Annotated in this window: 19 protein-coding genes and 1 tRNA gene; 12 read left to right on the top strand and 8 right to left on the bottom strand. The window is 62.3% G+C overall.

Annotation, left to right across the window (positions count from 1 at the left end; translation table 11 throughout):
* Positions 1-973: 973 nt before the first annotated feature.
* Entirely contained in the window at positions 974-1,810 is an 837-nt protein-coding gene (locus QQL87_RS26375; protein ID WP_284421930.1) for an SDR family NAD(P)-dependent oxidoreductase, read from the bottom strand.
* Positions 1,811-1,954: 144 nt separating this feature from the next.
* Between QQL87_RS26375 and QQL87_RS26370 the strand changes: the two genes are divergently transcribed.
* Positions 1,955-2,359 (top strand): response regulator, encoded by a 405-nt coding sequence (locus QQL87_RS26370; protein ID WP_284421929.1) that lies wholly within the window; start codon positions 1,955-1,957, stop codon positions 2,357-2,359.
* Between the two features lie 157 nt (positions 2,360-2,516).
* Here the strand turns inward: QQL87_RS26370 and QQL87_RS26365 are convergent, their stop codons facing one another.
* Positions 2,517-2,669, bottom strand: a complete 153-nt coding sequence (locus QQL87_RS26365) for a hypothetical protein (protein ID WP_175345159.1) — start codon at positions 2,667-2,669, stop codon at positions 2,517-2,519.
* Between the two features lie 304 nt (positions 2,670-2,973).
* Between QQL87_RS26365 and QQL87_RS26360 the strand changes: the two genes are divergently transcribed.
* Both QQL87_RS26360 and QQL87_RS26355 read left to right on the top strand, forming a co-directional pair.
* Entirely contained in the window at positions 2,974-4,209 is a 1,236-nt protein-coding gene (locus tag QQL87_RS26360; RefSeq protein ID WP_284421926.1) for a GGDEF domain-containing protein, read from the top strand.
* A 20-nt stretch (positions 4,210-4,229) separates the two neighbouring features.
* Positions 4,230-4,859 (top strand): peptidoglycan recognition protein family protein, encoded by a 630-nt coding sequence (locus QQL87_RS26355; RefSeq protein ID WP_284421940.1) that lies wholly within the window; start codon positions 4,230-4,232, stop codon positions 4,857-4,859.
* 79 nt (positions 4,860-4,938) lie between these two features.
* Here the strand turns inward: QQL87_RS26355 and rpoH are convergent, their stop codons facing one another.
* A complete protein-coding gene (rpoH, locus tag QQL87_RS26350) occupies positions 4,939-5,838 on the bottom strand; it encodes an RNA polymerase sigma factor RpoH (RefSeq protein ID WP_284421925.1) in 900 nt (299 codons plus the stop codon).
* Between the two features lie 219 nt (positions 5,839-6,057).
* Positions 6,058-7,038: an RluA family pseudouridine synthase gene (locus QQL87_RS26345; protein WP_284421938.1), complete on the bottom strand. Its 981-nt coding sequence runs from the start codon at positions 7,036-7,038 to the stop codon at positions 6,058-6,060.
* 31 nt (positions 7,039-7,069) lie between these two features.
* On the opposite strand from QQL87_RS26345, the gene QQL87_RS26340 reads away from it, so the two are divergent.
* Together QQL87_RS26340 and QQL87_RS26335 are read left to right on the top strand one after the other, a co-directional pair.
* Positions 7,070-7,408 (top strand): hypothetical protein, encoded by a 339-nt coding sequence (locus QQL87_RS26340; protein WP_284421924.1) that lies wholly within the window; start codon positions 7,070-7,072, stop codon positions 7,406-7,408.
* 282 nt (positions 7,409-7,690) lie between these two features.
* Positions 7,691-7,765, top strand: a tRNA-Glu gene (locus QQL87_RS26335).
* Between the two features lie 811 nt (positions 7,766-8,576).
* Here QQL87_RS26335 and QQL87_RS26330 read toward each other — a convergent pair.
* A complete protein-coding gene (locus tag QQL87_RS26330) occupies positions 8,577-9,998 on the bottom strand; it encodes a caspase family protein (RefSeq protein ID WP_284421922.1) in 1,422 nt (473 codons plus the stop codon).
* 845 nt (positions 9,999-10,843) lie between these two features.
* Here QQL87_RS26330 and QQL87_RS26325 point away from each other — a divergent pair.
* From QQL87_RS26325 to QQL87_RS26295, 7 genes are all read left to right on the top strand, one after another.
* On the top strand, positions 10,844-11,485 hold the full coding sequence (locus tag QQL87_RS26325) for a hypothetical protein (RefSeq protein WP_284421921.1): 642 nt from the start codon (positions 10,844-10,846) through the stop codon (positions 11,483-11,485).
* A gap of 153 nt (positions 11,486-11,638) precedes the next feature.
* Positions 11,639-12,253, top strand: coding sequence for a DUF5343 domain-containing protein (locus tag QQL87_RS26320; RefSeq protein WP_284421920.1), 615 nt, complete (start codon positions 11,639-11,641; stop codon positions 12,251-12,253).
* Entirely contained in the window at positions 12,246-12,833 is a 588-nt protein-coding gene (locus tag QQL87_RS26315) for a Swt1 family HEPN domain-containing protein (RefSeq protein WP_284421919.1), read from the top strand. The genes QQL87_RS26320 and QQL87_RS26315 overlap by 8 nt, the downstream gene beginning before the upstream one ends.
* A 349-nt stretch (positions 12,834-13,182) precedes the next feature.
* Entirely contained in the window at positions 13,183-13,932 is a 750-nt protein-coding gene (locus QQL87_RS26310; protein ID WP_284421914.1) for an SDR family oxidoreductase, read from the top strand.
* 133 nt (positions 13,933-14,065) lie between these two features.
* Complete coding sequence (gene soxC / locus QQL87_RS26305; protein WP_284421913.1) at positions 14,066-15,322, top strand: sulfite dehydrogenase; 1,257 nt, start codon at positions 14,066-14,068, stop codon at positions 15,320-15,322.
* Positions 15,309-15,842 (top strand): c-type cytochrome, encoded by a 534-nt coding sequence (locus QQL87_RS26300; RefSeq protein ID WP_284424130.1) that lies wholly within the window; start codon positions 15,309-15,311, stop codon positions 15,840-15,842. The genes soxC and QQL87_RS26300 overlap by 14 nt, the downstream gene beginning before the upstream one ends.
* Before the next feature lie 104 nt (positions 15,843-15,946).
* Positions 15,947-16,351 (top strand): DUF302 domain-containing protein, encoded by a 405-nt coding sequence (locus QQL87_RS26295; RefSeq protein ID WP_284421910.1) that lies wholly within the window; start codon positions 15,947-15,949, stop codon positions 16,349-16,351.
* 63 nt (positions 16,352-16,414) lie between these two features.
* Here QQL87_RS26295 and QQL87_RS26290 read toward each other — a convergent pair whose 3' ends face one another.
* From QQL87_RS26290 to QQL87_RS26280, 3 genes are read right to left on the bottom strand one after another with little or no spacing between them, the layout of a single operon-like run.
* Entirely contained in the window at positions 16,415-16,786 is a 372-nt protein-coding gene (locus QQL87_RS26290; RefSeq protein WP_284421908.1) for a YidH family protein, read from the bottom strand.
* Positions 16,783-17,124, bottom strand: a complete 342-nt coding sequence (locus QQL87_RS26285) for a hypothetical protein (RefSeq protein WP_284421906.1) — start codon at positions 17,122-17,124, stop codon at positions 16,783-16,785. The genes QQL87_RS26290 and QQL87_RS26285 overlap by 4 nt, the downstream gene beginning before the upstream one ends.
* Positions 17,125-17,167: 43 nt before the next feature.
* Positions 17,168-18,133 carry an MBL fold metallo-hydrolase gene (locus QQL87_RS26280; protein ID WP_284421937.1) on the bottom strand — a complete coding sequence of 322 codons (966 nt, stop codon included), beginning with the start codon at positions 18,131-18,133 and terminating at the stop codon, positions 17,168-17,170.
* Positions 18,134-18,137: the final 4 nt, after the last annotated feature.

Raw genomic sequence — 18,137 nt, 5'->3', positions numbered from 1 at the left:
AGAAGAATCCACGCCATGCGCCTTGTCCACTCATTCTAAACCGGACAGCCGTGGGCTTGACCCGGGCATCCACGCCTTTCCCAGCGTGCCGAAAGACGTGGATGGCCGGGACAAGCCCGGCCATGACGACCTGTAGGCAGGCGAGCGCAACATCGATCGCCAATGTCACGCCGAGAGAGCTCGGCACATATCCGCCATGCGCAAACTGCCCGTCGTGTTAGTTTGTCGCATGATGAGCCCTTGCACCGTCGGGCAAATCGCGCGCACATTTCCGCTCGTCCTGGCCCGCCGGAGGGGCGTTTCGCGATCGTCACGAGGCGCGGGCTGGGATGCGATGGGCGTAGCGCTCCGCAGCGTGGCTTTGTCCGCGCCGACGAACGGAGCGGTGCGCACGCCGAAATCGTGGCGTCCCGACACCCCGACGCTGGTGTCAACTCACGGCGAAGCTTCGCTTCGCGTGGGGATGGTGGCCAACAAGCCCGGCGCACCAGGGAGACCTCGTATAAGGCGTCAGACCATCGCGCAGGGAGGGCCGGGCCTGTCCGGCTGAACCTGTGGTAACCGCCGCGTGCACTTCTTTTCGCACGCGGGCCGCAGGCCTCAGCCGAGGCCTGGCTCTCCCTGCGCCCTCCAATCGATGAGGGCGAACGAATTCAGCAAAGCTCGGACGCACCACGCGCCGCGAGAACGATCAACGACATTCTTGTCGTGCCGACGAGCGGCTGCTTGAACGAGCTTGCAGATGCCTGGCTCCCACCCTCCCCTGGAGGCGGAGGGTCGCCTCACGACGAGCGGAGCGAGACGTGAGGCGGGGTGTGGTGATGTCTCCGCATGCAGAGTATTCGTGGAGACATCACCCCACCCCGCTCGCCCGCTTCGCGTGCGATCGACCCTCCGCCTCCAGGGGAGGGTGGGCATTCCGTTCCGACTTCTGCGCAAGGAGCGGCAGCGCAGAACACGTCGAAACGCCAGCTTACTTGTCCTCAGCCGCCGCCTTCTCCAGCCGCTTCGCCATCACCTTCCAATAGGTGCCCGGCATGAACCGCTGCAGCAGATCCAGGAAGCGGGCGTCACCACCGATCAGGATGCGTGGCTCGTTGCGCTCGATACCGGCGATGATGCGAAGCGCCGCATCGCGCGGGCTGGTCTTGGCGATACGCTCGAAGCGCTCGATCGACTGCACGCGGCGCGCATTGTCGGTCATGCCGCGGCCGGCGCGGGCATTGCGCGCGATCGCAGTCGCCACGCCGCCGGGATGCACCACCGACAGCCTGACCGGGCTGTTCGCCATGGCGAGCTCATGACGCAGGCTCTCGGAAAAGCCGCGCACTGCGAATTTCGCCGCGGCGTAGGCCGACTGGTCGGGCGGCGCGATGATGCCGAAGATCGAGGACAGGTTGACGATGTGCGCCGCCGGCTGGCGCGAAAGATGCGGCAGGAAGGCGCGGGTGCCGTGCACGACGCCCCAGAAATTGATGTTGAACAGCCAGTCCATCTCGGCCTGGTCGATCTCGTGGAAGCCGCCGAACAGCGCCACGCCGGCATTGTTGACGACGATGTTGAGCGAGGGATGGGCGGCCGCCGCGTCGGCGGCGAATTGCGCGATGGCCGGGGGATCGCTGACGTCGAGCCGGTGCGTGGTCACCTTGCGGCGATGCGCGGCGAGCTCCGCCGCCAGGCTGGCGAGGCCGGCCTCGTCGCGATCGGCGAGCGCGAGATCGCAGCCGCGCGCGGCCAGCTCCTGTGCCAGCGCGCGGCCGATGCCGCTGGCCGCTCCCGTGACCGCCGCCGCTCCGTTGATTGCCGTCATCGTTGCATCCGCCCCCTGTCGTCGGTTCCGCCGGCCGTTCCTAATTTTCCGATCACGTTGCGTCACTTTCCCGCATTGGAACCGAACCATCCGGCCGCTTTGCTTTTAACCTACGTCACTGACGGAATTTATGGAGGTGTTTTGATGGGACAGTCACAGCCCTTTCGCGCAACGGCTCTGATCGTGGAGGACGATCCGGCGCAGCGCGAGATTATCGCTCTGCTGCTCGAGGAGAGCGACTACGATGTGATTGCCTGCGAGAGCGCCGAGGCGGCGGAGCTGGTGCTGAGGAAGCCGGGCAACCGCGTGGTGCTGCTGATGACCGACGTCAATCTCGCCGGGCGCATGAGCGGCATCGAGCTCGCGCACGCCGCCAAGAGGCTCCACCCGCATATCAACATCGTCGTGACGTCGGGCCGTCCGCTGTCGCAGTCGCTGCCCGGAGATGCCAAGTTCTGGGCCAAGCCGTGGGCGCCGCTCGACGTGCTGCGCGAGGCCGAGGTCACGCTCGAGCGCGCGCCGGAGCTGCAGAGCAGGTTCGGGGAATAAGGGGCCGGTCCCGGTTCGGGTCGCCTTGACCGGTCGGCGAAGCCGTCCCATTTCTGGGAATACGAACGGGACGGGGAGTTGTATGGAAATGCGGAGCGAGGGGGCGGGACGGGAGCAGAGACCGGGTGGAAGCCGCGCTCCCACCCGGGGAGTGCAGCTACTTCTTCTTGGCAGCCTTCTTGGTCTTCTTCGCCGCTTTCTTGGTCGCCTTCGCGGCCTTCTTCGCTTTCTTCGCCATGGAATCCTCGTCAGGAGTTGATGGATTGCAACGCGACTTCGAGGCCTTCGCCGGCGCGGGCCAGCTATGCATCAGCCTCGGGAGTTGATCCCAGCAGATTCGCGAGGCTCTGCCTCACGCTGTCACCAGCGCCGGTACCCTTATCCACAGCTCGCTGCGTGCAGCAACGCCGTACGCCGTTCGCACGCGCCGGGGAGGCAGGGTTAACGTCCGGCAAATCGTGTCTTCATTGATTCAAAACCAAGGCGCGATCTTGGCGGCGCGATTGAGGAAGCCTTAAGGGCGCGGCGCTCATGTTACCGCGAACAACAGAGAACGTCATGAGCGCTGCGTTGCTGAACATTGAGGACGGGACCCGCGGCGTCCTGCGGTCGGGATGTTGAACGTTCCGACGCTGTGGACCGCCTTCGTGGTCAACTTCCTCGCACTGGGCCTGATCTGGGCCTATGTGATGCGCAGCTATCCCAATCTGGAATCGGCGCGCTTCTGGACGGCCTCCGCCTTGATGTGCCCACCCGCGGCGCTGTGTGCGCTGGCGCACTTCTATTTCGGCTCCTTTGCCCCGCTCCTGGCCGCCGCCTCCGTGATGACATCAGCGATCTGCCTCGCTGCGATGGGCGTCGAACGCTTCTACGGCCGGAAGGCTTCGTGGCGACTGAGTGCTGCCGTCGTCGGTTTGACCTGCGCGTCGATCGCCTTCTTCGTCTACGTCTACGACAATGGGGCGCTGCGGATCCTGTGCTACTCGCTGGGGCAGGCGGTGCCGATGGCGGTGATCGCACGGTTGGTGCTCGATCCCCGCCATGGAGCGATCAATCCCGGGGCCCGGCTCGCGGGGGTGCTGTCGATCCTGATCATCGCGGTCTTCGCCGTACGTACCGCAGGCGCCTTCATCGGCGCCGATGTCAGCTTCGGTCGTTCGAGCTCCGGCCAGGCGGCCGCGGTGCTGCTGCTGATCTTTCTGTCGATGTCGCTCAACTTTGGCTTTCTCCTGATGGCGGTGGACCGGCTGCGCAATGAGGTCGCTGATCTGGCGCTGCTCGACGATCTGACCGGCGTCGCCAACCGCCGCCACCTGATGCAGCGGCTGACCGAGGAGTGCGCGCGCGCGGAGCGGTCTGGCCGGCCATTCGCGTTGCTCGTGATCGACCTCGACGGCTTCAAGCTCATCAACGACAATCATGGCCATGCCGCGGGTGATGCCTGTCTGCAGCATTTCACCCTGATGGCGCAGACCCGGCTCAGGCCCGGCGACATGCTGGCCCGCACCGGCGGCGACGAGTTCTGCATCGTGCTGCCGTCGTCGGGCATGAGCGAAGGCGCGATGATCGCGCGGCGCATCCTGCAGGTCTGCCGCGACGATGCCGAGGCCTGCGCCGGCAACGATGTCCCGATCGAGGTGTCGATCGGCGTCGCCGAATGGACGCACGATGTCGCCGCCTTCCCGGACCGTCTCATGGCGCGAGCGGATCAGGCGCTCTATGCGGCCAAGAGGGACGGCAAGAACGGCTTTGCCGTCTACCAAGGCGATCTCGACGCACCCGCGCTCGCGCCCGATTCGATCGAGGCGATGCTTGCGCCCCAACCTCGACAGGATGCCGCCGCCGAGTGAGCGGTGCTATCGTTGCCGCCATGAGGCCGTCGTCGATCTCCCGTCGCGCAGCGCTGGCGCTGCTCGTTCTCCTGCTCCCTCAGCCCGTCATGGCCGAGGACCTCGCCGCGCTCGCCCGCTCGTCCGGCACGCCGGATATTCCGGGCTTGAAGATCGTCTGGCTCGCGCCATGGGGCGATCCGCACCTGGCCCATCCCTGGACCAACATCATCGTGCACCAGACCGAAGGCCCGGCGGGGTCGGCGCGATCGGGGGCGCTCGCGCAGGCCAAGAACCCGAAACGGCGCGGCGTCACCTTGTGGGTGGAAACCGACGGCACGGTGTATTGGGCGGTGCCCGAAACCCTGGTCACGCTGCACGGCGACGGCGCCAATCGCAACGACAACCGCTATATCGACAACGCACCGACCTATCGCAAGGTGGTGCGTGACAATTCCATCGGCGTGGAGTTCGCCGGCAACTATCCCGACGTCACGACCCCTGCCACCGAGGCCCAGATCGCCGCGTGGCGCATTCTCTCGAAGCTGCTCCGGCTGCGTTATCAGATCCCGCAGGAGCGGATCTATGCGCACAACTGGATCGACTACAAGGACGCCCGCTATTGCGAGGGCTGTGCGCTCGCCGAGCTCGCGCGCGCCGCACCCGAATAAAGCTCACCTAACAAGAAGCCGGCGTCTCCGCCGGCTCCGATCGCTTCCAAAAACCACCTTCAAGCCGAACGCCGCGCCTCTAGTGCGCGGCCTCCAGGGTCGCCGCCTCCTGCCGGGCGATGGCGCCCTTGACGGCGGACTGCACCTTCTCGAACGCGCGCACCTCGATCTGGCGCACGCGCTCGCGCGACACGCCGAACTCGGCGGCGAGGTCCTCGAGCGTCATCGGCTCGTCTGCCAGGCGCCGCGCCTCGAAGATGCGGCGTTCCCTGGCGTTGAGCACGCCGATCGCGCCGTTCAGCGCCTGCCGGCGGTGGTCGTACTCCTCGTGCTCGGCCATGATGGCTTCCTGGTTGGGCGAGTTGTCGACCAGCCAGTCCTGCCATTCGCCCGCTTCGCCGTCGTCGCGGATCGGTGCGTTCAGCGAGGCGTCGCCGCCGAGGCGGCGGTTCATGTCGACCACGTCCTGAGCGGTCACGCCGAGGCGCTTCGCGATCAGCTGGACCTGATCCGGATGCAGATCGCCTTCATCCAGCGCCGAGATCTTGCTCTTGGCCTTGCGCAGGTTGAAGAACAGCTTCTTCTGGTTCGCGGTCGTGCCCATCTTCACGAGCGACCACGATCGCAGGATGTACTCTTGTATCGACGCCTTGATCCACCACATGGCGTAGGTGGCGAGGCGAAAGCCCTTCTCGGGCTCGAACCTCTTCACAGCCTGCATCAGGCCGACATTGCCTTCCGACACGACTTCGGATATCGGCAAGCCGTAGCCGCGATAGCCCATGGCGATCTTGGCCACGAGCCTGAGATGGCTGGTCACGAGCTTATGCGCTGCGTCGCTGTCGTCATGCTCGCGCCAACGCTTGGCGAGCATGTACTCCTCCTGCGGTTCCAGCATCGGGAACTTGCGGATCTCGGCGAGGTAGCGTGAAAGTCCGGATTCTCCGTTGAGAACCGGCAGCGTAGCTGTACGGGCCATTGAGCGCCCTCCAGTTGGTTCAGGCCCCCGATAGCGGCGGGCCAGGCAAATCGGTCGCTTTGTTAAAGCCAATCGGTTTGCGACGTTCCATGCGTCGACCATTCGACGCAGGCGCAACATACACCAAAATTTGCACCTCGTGGAAGGATTCCGGGGGTCACGACCCCGTGTGGCTGCATTAACGTTTTGACATACTTGCGTTTTTCTGAACGCCCTGCGTCATAGCGCCGCTCGGAGGGCCTCCGCCAAAAGCGAAAGATCCTCCGGAAGCGCTGATTCCCAGCGCATTATTTCTCCCGTCCGGGGGTGCTCGATCACCAGCAGATAGGCGTGCAGCGCCTGCCGCCCGAGCGCGTCGAGCGCCGCGCGTGCCTCCGGCGCGAGCTGATTCGCCTTGGTCTTGAAGTGCGGGCCGTAGACGGAATCGCCCAGCAGCGGGTGGCCGAGATGAGAAAGATGCACCCGGATCTGGTGGGTGCGCCCGGTCTCGAGATGGCAGGCGATCAGCGCGGCGATCGGCTTGCCGTCGCGGCCGGTAAAACTCTCCTGCACCTCGTAATGGGTGATCGCCTCGCGCCCTTTGGGCCGCACCGCCATCTTGTCGCGGGCATGCGGATGGCGGTCGATGGCGGCGTTGATGGTGCCATGCGGCCGGTGCGGCAGCCCCCACGCGAACGCCAGATAGCCGCGCTCCATCGCGCCGGTGCGGCCGTGATCGGCGAACTGCGCGCTCAAGGAGGCGTGCGCCATATCGTTCTTCGCCACCACCATCAGCCCGGTGGTGTCCTTGTCCAGCCGGTGCACGATGCCCGGCCGCCTGACCCCGCCGATCCCCGAAAGACTGGCCCCGCAATGCGCGATCAGCGCGTTCACCAGGGTGCCGGTCTCGTGCCCGGCGGCCGGATGCACCACGAGCCCGGCCGGCTTGTCGAGGACGACGATGTCGTCGTCCTCGTAGACGATCGTGAGCGGGATCGCCTCGGCCGCAGGCTCTGCAGGTGCGGCTTCGGGCACGTCGATTGTGATCGTGTCGCCGGTGGCGACGTGATAAGCGGGGTCGCGCACGGCGCCCGATCCGAGGCTGACCTGACCGGCCAGGATCAGCGCCTTCAGCCGGGACCGCGACAGCTCCGGCAGCCGGACCGCGAGCACGCGATCGAGCCGCGGCGAGCCTTCGTCGCCGGCGACCGTGACCGTCATGATGCCCTGAGGATGTGAAGTCGAGATGTCCATGAATTCTACCGTTGCGCCCGAGCCGACCTCGCCCGAGCAGGCCCAGCTGATGGCGCGGCTGCGGCGCATGATGATGATCGCGGGCGTGACCACCTCGGTCGCGATCGCAGTGCTTCTGGTCGCCATCGGCTATCGTCTTTTCCGCGGCGATGGAAGCACTGCTTCCGGCCCCGACCTCACCGCCACCCTGCCCAAGGGCGCCCGCATCGTCGCCACCGGCACCGCCGGCGACCGCCTGGCGGTCACCCTGGACGTGGGGGGCGCCACCGAGATCCGCACCTTCGACGCCAAAACCCTCAAACCCACCGGCCGCCTCCGCTTCGCCGTGGAGCCGTAAAGGCACGCGACGCGGACGCTCTCCACGTCGAGCGGGACTCGCGGCCCCCACCCCCGGCCCCTCCCCGCAAGAGGGGGAGGGGAGCCCACCGCCGCCGCGGCCGGCTGTTTCCATCCCCATTGATGACCACGTCCCTCCACCACCCGGGCAGTCCACTCCCCTCCCCCTTGCGGGGAGGGGTCGGGGGTGGGGGTCCCCACGGGGAAAGACCCTTGGGGCACACAAATTCTGCATCCCCCGTCTTGCGGCGCGGCGATTTCGAGGCTATGCGGTTCACCTCACGCTCCCTTCGTCTAGCGGTTAGGACGCGGCCCTCTCAAGGCTGAAACAGGGGTTCGATTCCCCTAGGGAGCGCCATTCTTCCCGGCGCTCACCCTGACATCTCTGACCTGTAAGCGTGGCTCATCGGCCTCGCGGCGCGTTTTCGCGTCCGAGCTTTGCTTCTGGGCACGCCCTTCCAGGAGAAGGGCGCAGGGAAGGCCGGGTGCAGGCCGCACCCATGGCCCGCCTGCAGAAAGAAAAGCAGGCGGCAGTCACCACAGGATTGGCCGAACAACCGGCCTTCCCTGCGCGATGGTTTGAACGGCTGCTCCGTGCTCTCCCAGGGGACCGGGCTTGCTTGCCCCCGTCATCGGCATCGCCGCCGACCAAGACACCAGCGTCGGGGTGTCGGGACCACACGTCTTGACCGTCCGCCCCGGGCTCGTTCGTCCGCACGCGAAACGCGCACGCCGACCCCAAAGCGGCCACCGCATCCCACGCTCCACGGTCCGTGACGATCGCGAAACGCCCCTTCAGTGAGCGCGGGACGGGCCGGATGATCGTGGTGATTTGCCCGACGACACAAGCCGGAATTTGCCCGACGGAATGCGGCAAACTGGCACGACGGGCAGTTTGGGCATGGGTGGGATGCGGAAGGTCGATGTCGGGGCGCTCAAATCTGCAAGCTGATGATCAAGCCAAGGCAGCGTCATAGATAACTTCTTGTTAGATTTCGCCGCGGCGAACCCGGCGCTCGTGCTTGTAGTCGAAGCACCACGACACCCGCGGCACGAAGAGCACCTTGTGGAGGCGCCATTTCAGCTAGTCATCCAGCGTGGTTGTGAAAATGTCGCCCGCCATGCCGAGGCCAATGTGTCGCGTGAGCGTAAGGTGCCGCAAGATCGCGTCAAGAGTCGGCGCCCGTTTCGCCGGATAACCGCTTTTCCGCGCTCTCCAACTGGAGACGAACGACTTCTTCTAGTTTCTTTGAGATTTCGTCGACGATGCTGCCGGTGCCTTCAGCCCAATTGCGCTTCCACCAGCGGCGCGCGATTTCAGGCCCGGCGCTTTCATACACGCCGAAATCGCGCAACATGTGCTGGGTGGCGAACTCAAAAATGTAGCAAAAATCAAGGCTGGGCGCGCAAGTGACTACGAGCGTCACGCGTTGCAGATTGGCAAACTTTGGCGTGAACGTGATTTTGAGTTGCGTCCGCTCCATTGTGCAATTCAGCCGGAGATCCCATTCCTCGTCGTGGATTCCGCTTTTCAACAAATCCCACGCGGCCCCCAGGAGGAAATTATTGCGCAGCTTGCGTTCGTAATGAGCCGTGACAAAATTATCAGCTCGCCTCTCTTTGGTGAGGACGCGAATAATAAACTGTTCGGTAGTGGATTCCGCGAAACGGGCATGCTCAACTTTTTCGAGCTCGAAAAATTCGGCAAATTCATCGGTAGAAATTCTTGCTTGCAATTGATCGAAGAACGTTCCGATAAATTGCGACATCAATTTGGGTGTCACGACTTTCTTCTCCGCCGCATGAAGTCGATCAAGCAGGGATAAGGGAGCGCGTTCGACAACCGCGGGAACCGCAGGCGGAGGCGCCGCAGCTTCGCGTGCTGCGTCCAGGGTCTGACGTAGCGCATCGAGCTTTTTGGCATCGTCGACAAATTGCTGCCGCCCTGTGCCTTGCACAATAAAATGAGGCGTTTGATCCTCATCTCCAATGAAAGCATCGCGCAAGACATTGATAATGTCGGTATAGAGAACCGCGCCCTCCGTCTTCCTGAGGGCTGCTTCGCGGAATTTCGCCGTGAAAACGCTGAGCGGATCGCCGGTAGACGAATTTTGTGTTTCGAGAGACGAGGCGATTTGCAAAATGTCCTGAAAATCGCTCTTCGGCATGGCAAAATAGCTCGCCGTGTCCTTGATGAGCCGCGTGCCCGATTGGCAAGCATCGATAACCTTTACGACGAGCGCGGCATTGGCAGAGCGTAAAATCGTATGGAGCTCGCTTGTGGATAGACCGGTTTGATTAGGTTGCGTCGCGATGAAGTCGGTCGCACAATAGTAAAGCTCACCCTCAAGTCCGTGTCCATGTCCTGTGAAATAGAAGAACAGCTCGGTCGGAGATAGGACGCGGTCAACCGCATCGCGTAGCTGCTTTTTCAATGAATCCGCGTCCGCGTTTTCGATTACGCAGATCACGTCATATTTCTGCGTTGCCTCAAGGAGTTGCTTCATCGCGGCAAGGTCGTCGCGGCAGCATGCAAGCGTGGTCTGATAGCTATACTCGCTATTGCCGATGAGAATTGCCGTGCTCGCCATAAAGAACTCCGATACCTACGGGCATAGGTGGGATGAGGCAGCGCCACCGAATGGGTCGACGTTCGACGCGTAGACGGCGTATGAAATGTATGAGAATCAGCGGTCAGAGTACTACGTCAGAGCGGTTCAATGCTTCCGCGTCAATGCCAGCAAGGAACTACAGGATGAAGCCCAAAATCACAACCATTCGTCGTCCTGGCGCGGTCCTAAGACTGCGGGGCGTAAAAGGTAGACGATAGATCTTGTGTGCGCTGCATGATGGCATCGATGACCGCCATCAGGGCGGCATCCCGCTCCCGGTCGGCGGGATACATTTTGTTTCCGTGGAAAAGATTGTTCCTCACTTGCCAAGCAGCGTCCAACAGCTGGCGTGTCGTGGTGAGCGCGGGTGTCTAGTCTCCGAACTGAGGTTGTGCGCCGCGGCGCGAATCGTGAATCGCGAATAGGCAATGCAATTGATCCTGTCGCGGCACGATCAATTTCAGCTGACGTTCGCCACCAAGAATATCCGGATCGTAGCTCTCGACTAAGGACGCTAACCGTTGTGTAGCAGTGAGACTGCAATTGCCGTCGACGAACCTCAAAAGTGAAATCCTCGGAATCCTCTCAGGTGACCGGATCTGATCGACCTATCCGTCGGCATTCGCCGCGCAGCCCTTGCCGAAGTAAAGCCGCTCGCCTAAGTTGAGAAAATCCAGAAAATTCGGGGAAAAGTAGAGGTTTGTAATGCTTCCGCATATGCATATCCGCCTATACTCGAATGAACTCCATTTAGGGCTGCTGGCCTTGGCCCGTGATCTCAGGGGGGCGCGTGTAGCAATTTGCGCTCTGGGGAGCAGATAAAGATGTCGGCCTTGAGCCAGCTTGATTGGCGCGACGTACGCAATCAATATGACAGCAGGGTTCGGATTCATCGCCAGCTGTTGAGATTTTACGGCAATGGCGACTTTGATCAGTTCGTCTACCTGTTACTTGGCATCAGCGATCCCACAGGCAACTACAGTGCTGACGAACATAAGCTTGGACCTAAGATTCTTACGAATAACAGAAATTCAATTGATCAAGTTGTTGGAATCGCGAAAAAATTCATCGAATTGAAAAACGCTAGAAAAGTTCCTGAACTAATCAGGGAGGCTGCCATTCAGTATCTTAAGATCGGGGTAGGCTCCGAGGCGTCTTGCATGCTCAACCCGGATGTGTGCTGGGTAGCGAATACCAGAACGATTTGGACTCATTTGGTTATTAAGCATGCAGATGATCTAGCTAAAGCAGATGAGGAGTTGCGCCTCTATCGCAGTCAAGACGAAAGGTCTGAGATGGCGTATAAGATTTGGGCTGAGATCCACCGAGAGCTTGCCGCGAGCATGACTCGGATTGCCGAAGAAGGAGAAAGGCTGGCGAAGGCTGCTTCCATTAAGCCTGGCCCAGTCAGATATCTGTGGGCGGATGCCATCGCTAATGCGCTATACTCTAGCTACTATGACTAGCCCGAAGGCCAGCGAACAAGCTGCGGCGGATATGCAGTCCGACTTGGGGGGAGGACGTGGGTGTATTCGGAGGAGCTGCATCGGAACCGCCATTGACTCGACTCGAAGTTGCGTGAAGTCTGCGTCTTCCCTTCAAATAGCTAGAGTGTGTCAATGTCATTGCCTGACATATACGTTCAAATACCCGGGCAGCTCTCCGAAATTTTCAAGCGAATTTCCGAAGGTCAAGCTCCGGAAAAGTTCTCACGGCAGTATCTCAAGGATTTGGGATTTCAATCCCCAAGTTATCACGCTGTGATCCCGCTTTTGAAGACTTTGGGGTTTCTAGCCGATGATGGCTCACCTACCGCGCGATACCATTCCTATCGCGATGGATCTCAGTCGCGCAGAGTTCTTGGCCAGTCCGTCCGCGAAGCCTATGCGGACCTGTTCACGATCAAGGCAGAGCCGAACGATTCTGACCGGTCATTAATAGAAGGAAAGTTCAAGAGCGCGCATAATACTACCGACAGGGTCGCAAAATTGATGGCAAGCACCTTTTTCTCGCTGTTGCCCTTGGGAGAGTGGAAGACCGTGCAATCACCGTCTCCGCTCGACGTCAAGGCGACAATAAAAGAAGAAGTTCAGCCCGAACAACGGAGTGGCGACAGGCACGGGTCCTCCCGGGCTTCGTTGCATTACAACATACAAATACATCTTCCATCGACAAAAGACGTAGAAGTTTTTAACGCCATCTTCAAATCGCTTCGGGAGCACCTGCTTGACTGAGATCAGAAGGGCGCTTCGCGACTTTATGTTTCGAGGCTTGATGTTCGAATCCGAAGCCTCAGGATTTCAGTCGGCAGGAATCCAGGTTGGAGCCGATCTCGGACAGGCTGAAGAGCGATTGTTATCGGAAGCTTTAACGCCCTTCAGCGTAGCTCGTCGGAATGCGGCTTTAGCCATGGGCCGTCTATACGTTGTTCTGCACTGTTTCGAAAACGAAGTTCGCGCGCTGATACGCGAGACGCTTGAGGAAAAGGAGGGGGCAGACTGGGCAGAAAAGCTTCCGCCTAAGATTAGGGCTTTTGCGGAAGGACGTCAGAAGTCGGCGCAGGACGAAACATGGCTCGAAGGCGAAAAGTCAGATTTGCTGGGCTTTACAGACTTTGGCCACTTGTCGGCGATAATAATCGATAAATGGATCCATTTTGAGGATATTATGCCGACGCAACACTGGTTGAAGCAGCGGCTGGACGAGCTTGAAAAGACTCGCCACTTTATCGCGCACAACCGTGTTCTTCTCCCTTCAGAGTTCCAACGAGTTTACATGTACATTGCCGATTGGAATCGCGTGGTCGGACTCTGAAAAAAGAGAAGAGGTTGTATTGTGAGATTGCAAGAGTTGCCCTTTCTCCACGTTGTTGGTCTACATTGATTGTAGTGGCCATGGCATCCCACGAACACGAAATACGGTGACGCTGCACTAAACGTGCCGGCTCGAGGGACACAGCTGCTATCTGGAGTGGACACGCCCCCAAGTCGGAGAGCCATGCTCAGATTTGCTCCTTCGACCTCGTCCTCGTCGGATGACATGGACATCGGATAATCGAGATAAAATTCCCAGAAAGATCCAATCCGTTTCGGACATGGTCCCCTAGCGTCATCCCCTGCGTCGCAGGGGTCGCCTGCGGCAGCTCACCGCTCGAGGGGACCATATGGACCGATTGTCAGGGAAGATCGCGCTCGTTACTGGCGGAACCAGCGGTATCGGATTGGCGACCGCAAAGCTGTTTGCGGAGGAGGGCGCGTTCGTCTTTGTTTCGGGGAGACGGCCGGCCGAACTCGAGACGGCCGTCGCCGCGATCGGGCCGAACGCCAAGGGAATCCAAGGCGACATTGCGAACCCCGAGGATCTTGATCGTCTGTTCGACGAGATCAAGCGCACCAAGGGGCGGCTGGATGTGCTGTTCGCGAATGCCGGTCTCGGCGAATTCGCGCCGCTCGGGTCGATCACGGAGGCCCACTTCGACAAGATTTTTGGCGTCAACGTCCGCGGGAGCCTGTTCACGGTGCAGAAGGCGCTGCCGCTGATGGGCGAGGGGGCCTCGATCGTGCTGAACGCGTCGATCGCCGCCATCAAGGGCATTCCTGCATTCAGCGTCTATGCTGCGAGCAAGGCCGCGATCAGGTCGTTCGCCCGCGGCTGGAGCGTCGATCTGAGGGATCGAAAGATCCGCGTCAACGTCGTGAGCCCCGGCACGGTGCCGACGCCGGCCTACGACAAATTCGGCATGACGGACGACCAGATGGCCGAGTTCCTGAAGGGGCACAGCGATGTGGCGCCGGTCGGACGGGTCGGGCGGCCGAGCGAGATCGCGGAGGCGGTGCTGTTTCTCGCGTCCGACAACAGCTCCTTCGTCAATGGTGCCGAACTGTTCGTGGACGGCGGCGCGGCCCAGGTCTGATCGCGCCGCACGCGGTTCGAGGTCGCCGCAGCGGACTCTTTCCCTCAGGCGATTTCCGTTCAAGGCCAACGCGGAACGCACCGGGACAGGATGCAGCGGATCCCGGCTCGCTCCAGAGTGAAGAGGACAAGGCATGTCGGAACGACACGGAAGCGACGTCGGGTGGAATCGCAGAAAATTCCTCGCGGCCGCGACGACGGGCCTCGTTGCAAGCGCGGCCGCGGGGAGCGCGTCGGCAGAAACGCTCGCGGACGTGCCGGCGCGTGAGCCGGGAGCCGATCTGGGCGCGCTCAGCGCACGGTCGACATATGTGCAGATCGGGCGGATCCCCGAGGCGGGGCCGGGACGCCGCAACGTCGATCCCGCCGACGCCATCAACTCGAAAGCCCCGCTGCAGAAGCTCGTCGGCGCGATCACGCCGTCCGACCTGCACTACGAGCGAAGTCACGCCGGCGCCCCCGATCTCGACCCGTCCAGGCACCGGCTGCTCGTGCACGGCATGGTCCGCAACCAACTGGTGTTCTCCGTCGACGACTTGAAGGCGATGCCGGCCATCTCCCGCATGGCCTTTCTCGAATGCACCGGCAATGGCTGGGAGAATTGGAAGAAGGCCGACGGCAACCTGACCGTTCAGAACACGCATGGGCTGGTCAGCACCAGCGAATGGACCGGCGTGCCGCTGAGGTTCATTCTGGGCCTCGTGGAGAAGGAGACGGCTGCCACCTGGATGCTCGCCGAGGGCGGAGACGCCGCCGGCGTGGCCCGCAGCATTCCGCTCACCGAGGAGATCGTCGATGAGGCGATCATCGCCTACGGGCAGAACGGCGAACCGATCAGGCCGGCACACGGTTTTCCGATCCGGCTGATCCTGCCCGGCATGGAGGGCAATCTGAACATCAAATGGTTGCGCCGCCTGAAATTCGGCGACCAGCCATGGATGACCCGCTGGGAGACGGCACGCTACACGCAGCTGCTCGCCAACGGCAAGGCCAGGCAATTCCAGCTGCGAATGGAGACCAACTCGGTCATCACGCAGCCCTCCGGCACCATGCAGATCCGGCCGGGATACAATCGCATTTCGGGGCTGGCCTGGAGCGGTCACGGCAGGATCGCCAGGGTGGAGATCAGCACCGACGGCGCGAACAGCTGGCAGGAAGCGCAACTGAACCTTCCAGCACTGCCGAAAGCCCAGACACGCTTCCAGATGGATTGGACCTGGGACGGTAGGCCGACGAAGATCGTCAGCCGCGCGACCGACGACAAGGGCCATGTGCAGCCCGACCGGGACGCCTTCATCGCCACGATGGGGACCAACGCGCTGTTTCATTACAACGCCCAGCAGACCTGGAGCATCGACCAGGCGGGAAGGGTGCAAAATGTCCTGTCGTAGAATGGCGCTGCTGTCGGGCGCGATGGTATCAGCGCTGGTCTCCTCCGCAGTGGCGGCGGACTTCGGCCGCCCCGCGACCCCCGATGAGATCGCGCTGTGGGACATCGACGTCCGGCCTGATGGAAAGGGTCTGCCGCCAGGTAGCGGCACGGTGGCCAGAGGCAAGGACGTCTTCGCGGAGAACTGCGCGGCCTGCCACGGCGACAATGGCGTCGGCGGCATCAAGGATCGGCTCGTCGGCGGGCAGGGGACACTGGCCTCGGCCATGCCCGTGAAAACGGTGGGAAGCTTCTGGCCGTACGCCACGACCCTGTTCGACTACATCCACAGGGCGATGCCCTATCAGGCGCCCGGATCGCTTGGCGTCGACGACACCTACGCGGTGGCCGCCTACATCCTCAGCCTCAACGGGATCCTGCCTCCGGAGGGCCAGCTCGACAACCACTCCCTGCCAGATATCCGGATGCCCAACCGGGACGGCTTCATCCCGGACCCGGAATTCAGCGGCAGCAGGAAATAGGCCCGATGACGAGCGCGACGAACGCGCAATTCCGCCGCGCGCGACGGCTTCTGCTCGCAGCAACGATCGTCTTGTTTTCAGCCCGCCTCTCAGGAGCAGACGCCATGGCCGCCGAAGGATTGATCAGTCAGAAGAGCCATTACGCGCCGAAGGAGACCATGGCGCGGCTCGAGGCCGCCGTGTCCCGGCGCGGCCTGACCATCTTCGCGCGGGTCGATCACGCGGTCGGCGCCGCGGCGGTCGATCTGTCGCTGCGCCCGACCGATCTGCTGATCTTCGGGAATGCGAAGGGCGGAACCCCGATGATGCAGGCGGCCCAGACCGCGGGCATCGATCTGCCGCTGAAGGCGCTGGTCTGGCAGGATGCAAACGGCATCACATGGCTGTCGTATAATGATCCGGCCTGGATCGCCGCCAGGCACGCCGCGGGCCCGGACGCCAAGGCCGCAGTCGAGGCGATGTCGAAGCTGCTCCAGGGCATTGCAGCCGAGGTCGCGTCGGAACAATAGCAGCCACACAGCGTCGGCGCAGTGAACACCGCCTCGGTGTCGATCGCGGCTGACCTGGCTGCGTCAGACGTGGGACAAGTACACCAGCAGCGCAATTCCCATCACACTGAGCAGCCCGCCCAGCACGATGTCCATGCGTGAGCCCGGGATCCGGCGCTCCTCGTCGCTGTCGATCATGGTCGCGTTGCGCAGGAAGCGAACGGTCGCGAGGACGAACAGGAGCGTCCCCACGGCGATCGCCGATGTTCCCGCGATGTTGGCGAATTCGCGCTCCGCCACACGCGGTGTGGCTGCGCCCGCGGCCAGGCCGGCAGCGTCCAGCATCAGATCGAATCGTTCGATGACAAATCCGAATGCCATGACGGCGATGGCCGTCCGTATCCAGGCCAGGAAGGTGCGCTCGTTTGCGGAGTGATCCCGGAAGTTACGGATCATTTGTTGTCGCCGCCCGTCTCGGCGGAAGATTCGGAATCTTGCTGCGTCGTGATGAACACCGCAGGCTCGTCGTAGCCGCGGCGGCTGCTGTAGAACACCAGGCCCATGAGCCCGACCCCGACGGCCAGTGAAGCGACCACGCCCAGCGCCATCGAGACGTAGCCGGAGGTCGGCACGTCAGCGCCGCTTCCAAGTGTCCAGCCGAGATAGGCGACGAAGCCTGATGCGCCCAGCAGCGCGACCAGGATCACGATGATGGTCCAGGATCCCACGCCAAGACGGGCATTCGCCGTCGTGGTGCCAACGGCAACAACGGTTTCCTGCTGTGGGTCGCTCATGTCAGTGCTCCCTGTGACGGGTCGCCGGCTTCGGCCTGTCGAGCTAGACGCCCTCATAGACCAGCTTGGTGAACAGGGCCGGCGTGATCACGAACTGGCCCCATTTGCCGTCGAAGGCCGCCGTCGGCCTGGCAGCGACCACCGCGTCGAGCGTCTTCTCCTGCTTCTTGAGCCTCGCAACGTTGTCGCGGATGGCGACCAGCATGTCGCGATAGTCCTGCAGCTCGGCGCGATTGCTGATCGGGACGCCGTGTCCCGCGATCACGATGGTCTTGTCACCGGCCTTCGCCAGATTCGCGTCCGCCGCGCGGATCATGCCGTCGATGCTTCCGCCGGTCGAGTAGTCGATGAACGGGTAGATCCCGTTCCAGAAGGTGTCCGCGACATGCAGAATATCCGCCTCCACGAAGTGGACCGAGATGTCGCTGTCGGTGTGAGCAGGCCCGTAATACTGAAGTTCGATCGTGGATCGGTTCACCGTCAGCCGCTTCCGTTCGGAAAACACGTCCGTGGGAATGGCGCTCGGCGCCAGGGCCGGGAAATCGAAGTTCCAGTCCTCGACGCGCTGCATCGTCTTCAAGTGCTTTTGCGTGTTCTCGTGAGCCGTAATCGCGGCGCCCTGGGCGTGAACCCACTCGTTGCCATCGGCGTGGTCGAAATGCCAATGCGTGTTGATGAGATGCCGCACGGGCTCGCTGCCAAGACTGGCCAGCGCTTCCAGCATTCTAGGCCTCGACGCTGTGATTCCGGCGTCGATCATGACTTTGCCGTCCGGCCCACTGAGCACGCCGACACTGCCGCCGGACCCCTCGAGGACGCTGACGCCGCCGCGCAATTTGTGGACCTTGATGGATGCCGTGGCCGCGTCCGCGCGGATCATGTCCACGATGTTCCTCGCTTCGGCATACGCGGCCCGAGGCGTCAGCCACCCTCCACCGGCTGCGAAAGTAGCCGATGCCACGCAACACAAACAAAAGCGCCGTCTTGTCAATTGTGACACTTGGCTCATCTTG

It is taken from the genome of Bradyrhizobium sp. SSBR45G, from assembly GCF_030159255.1.
GTDB lineage: Bacteria > Pseudomonadota > Alphaproteobacteria > Rhizobiales > Xanthobacteraceae > Bradyrhizobium.
This window is presented reverse-complemented; position numbering and strand designations above follow the sequence as displayed.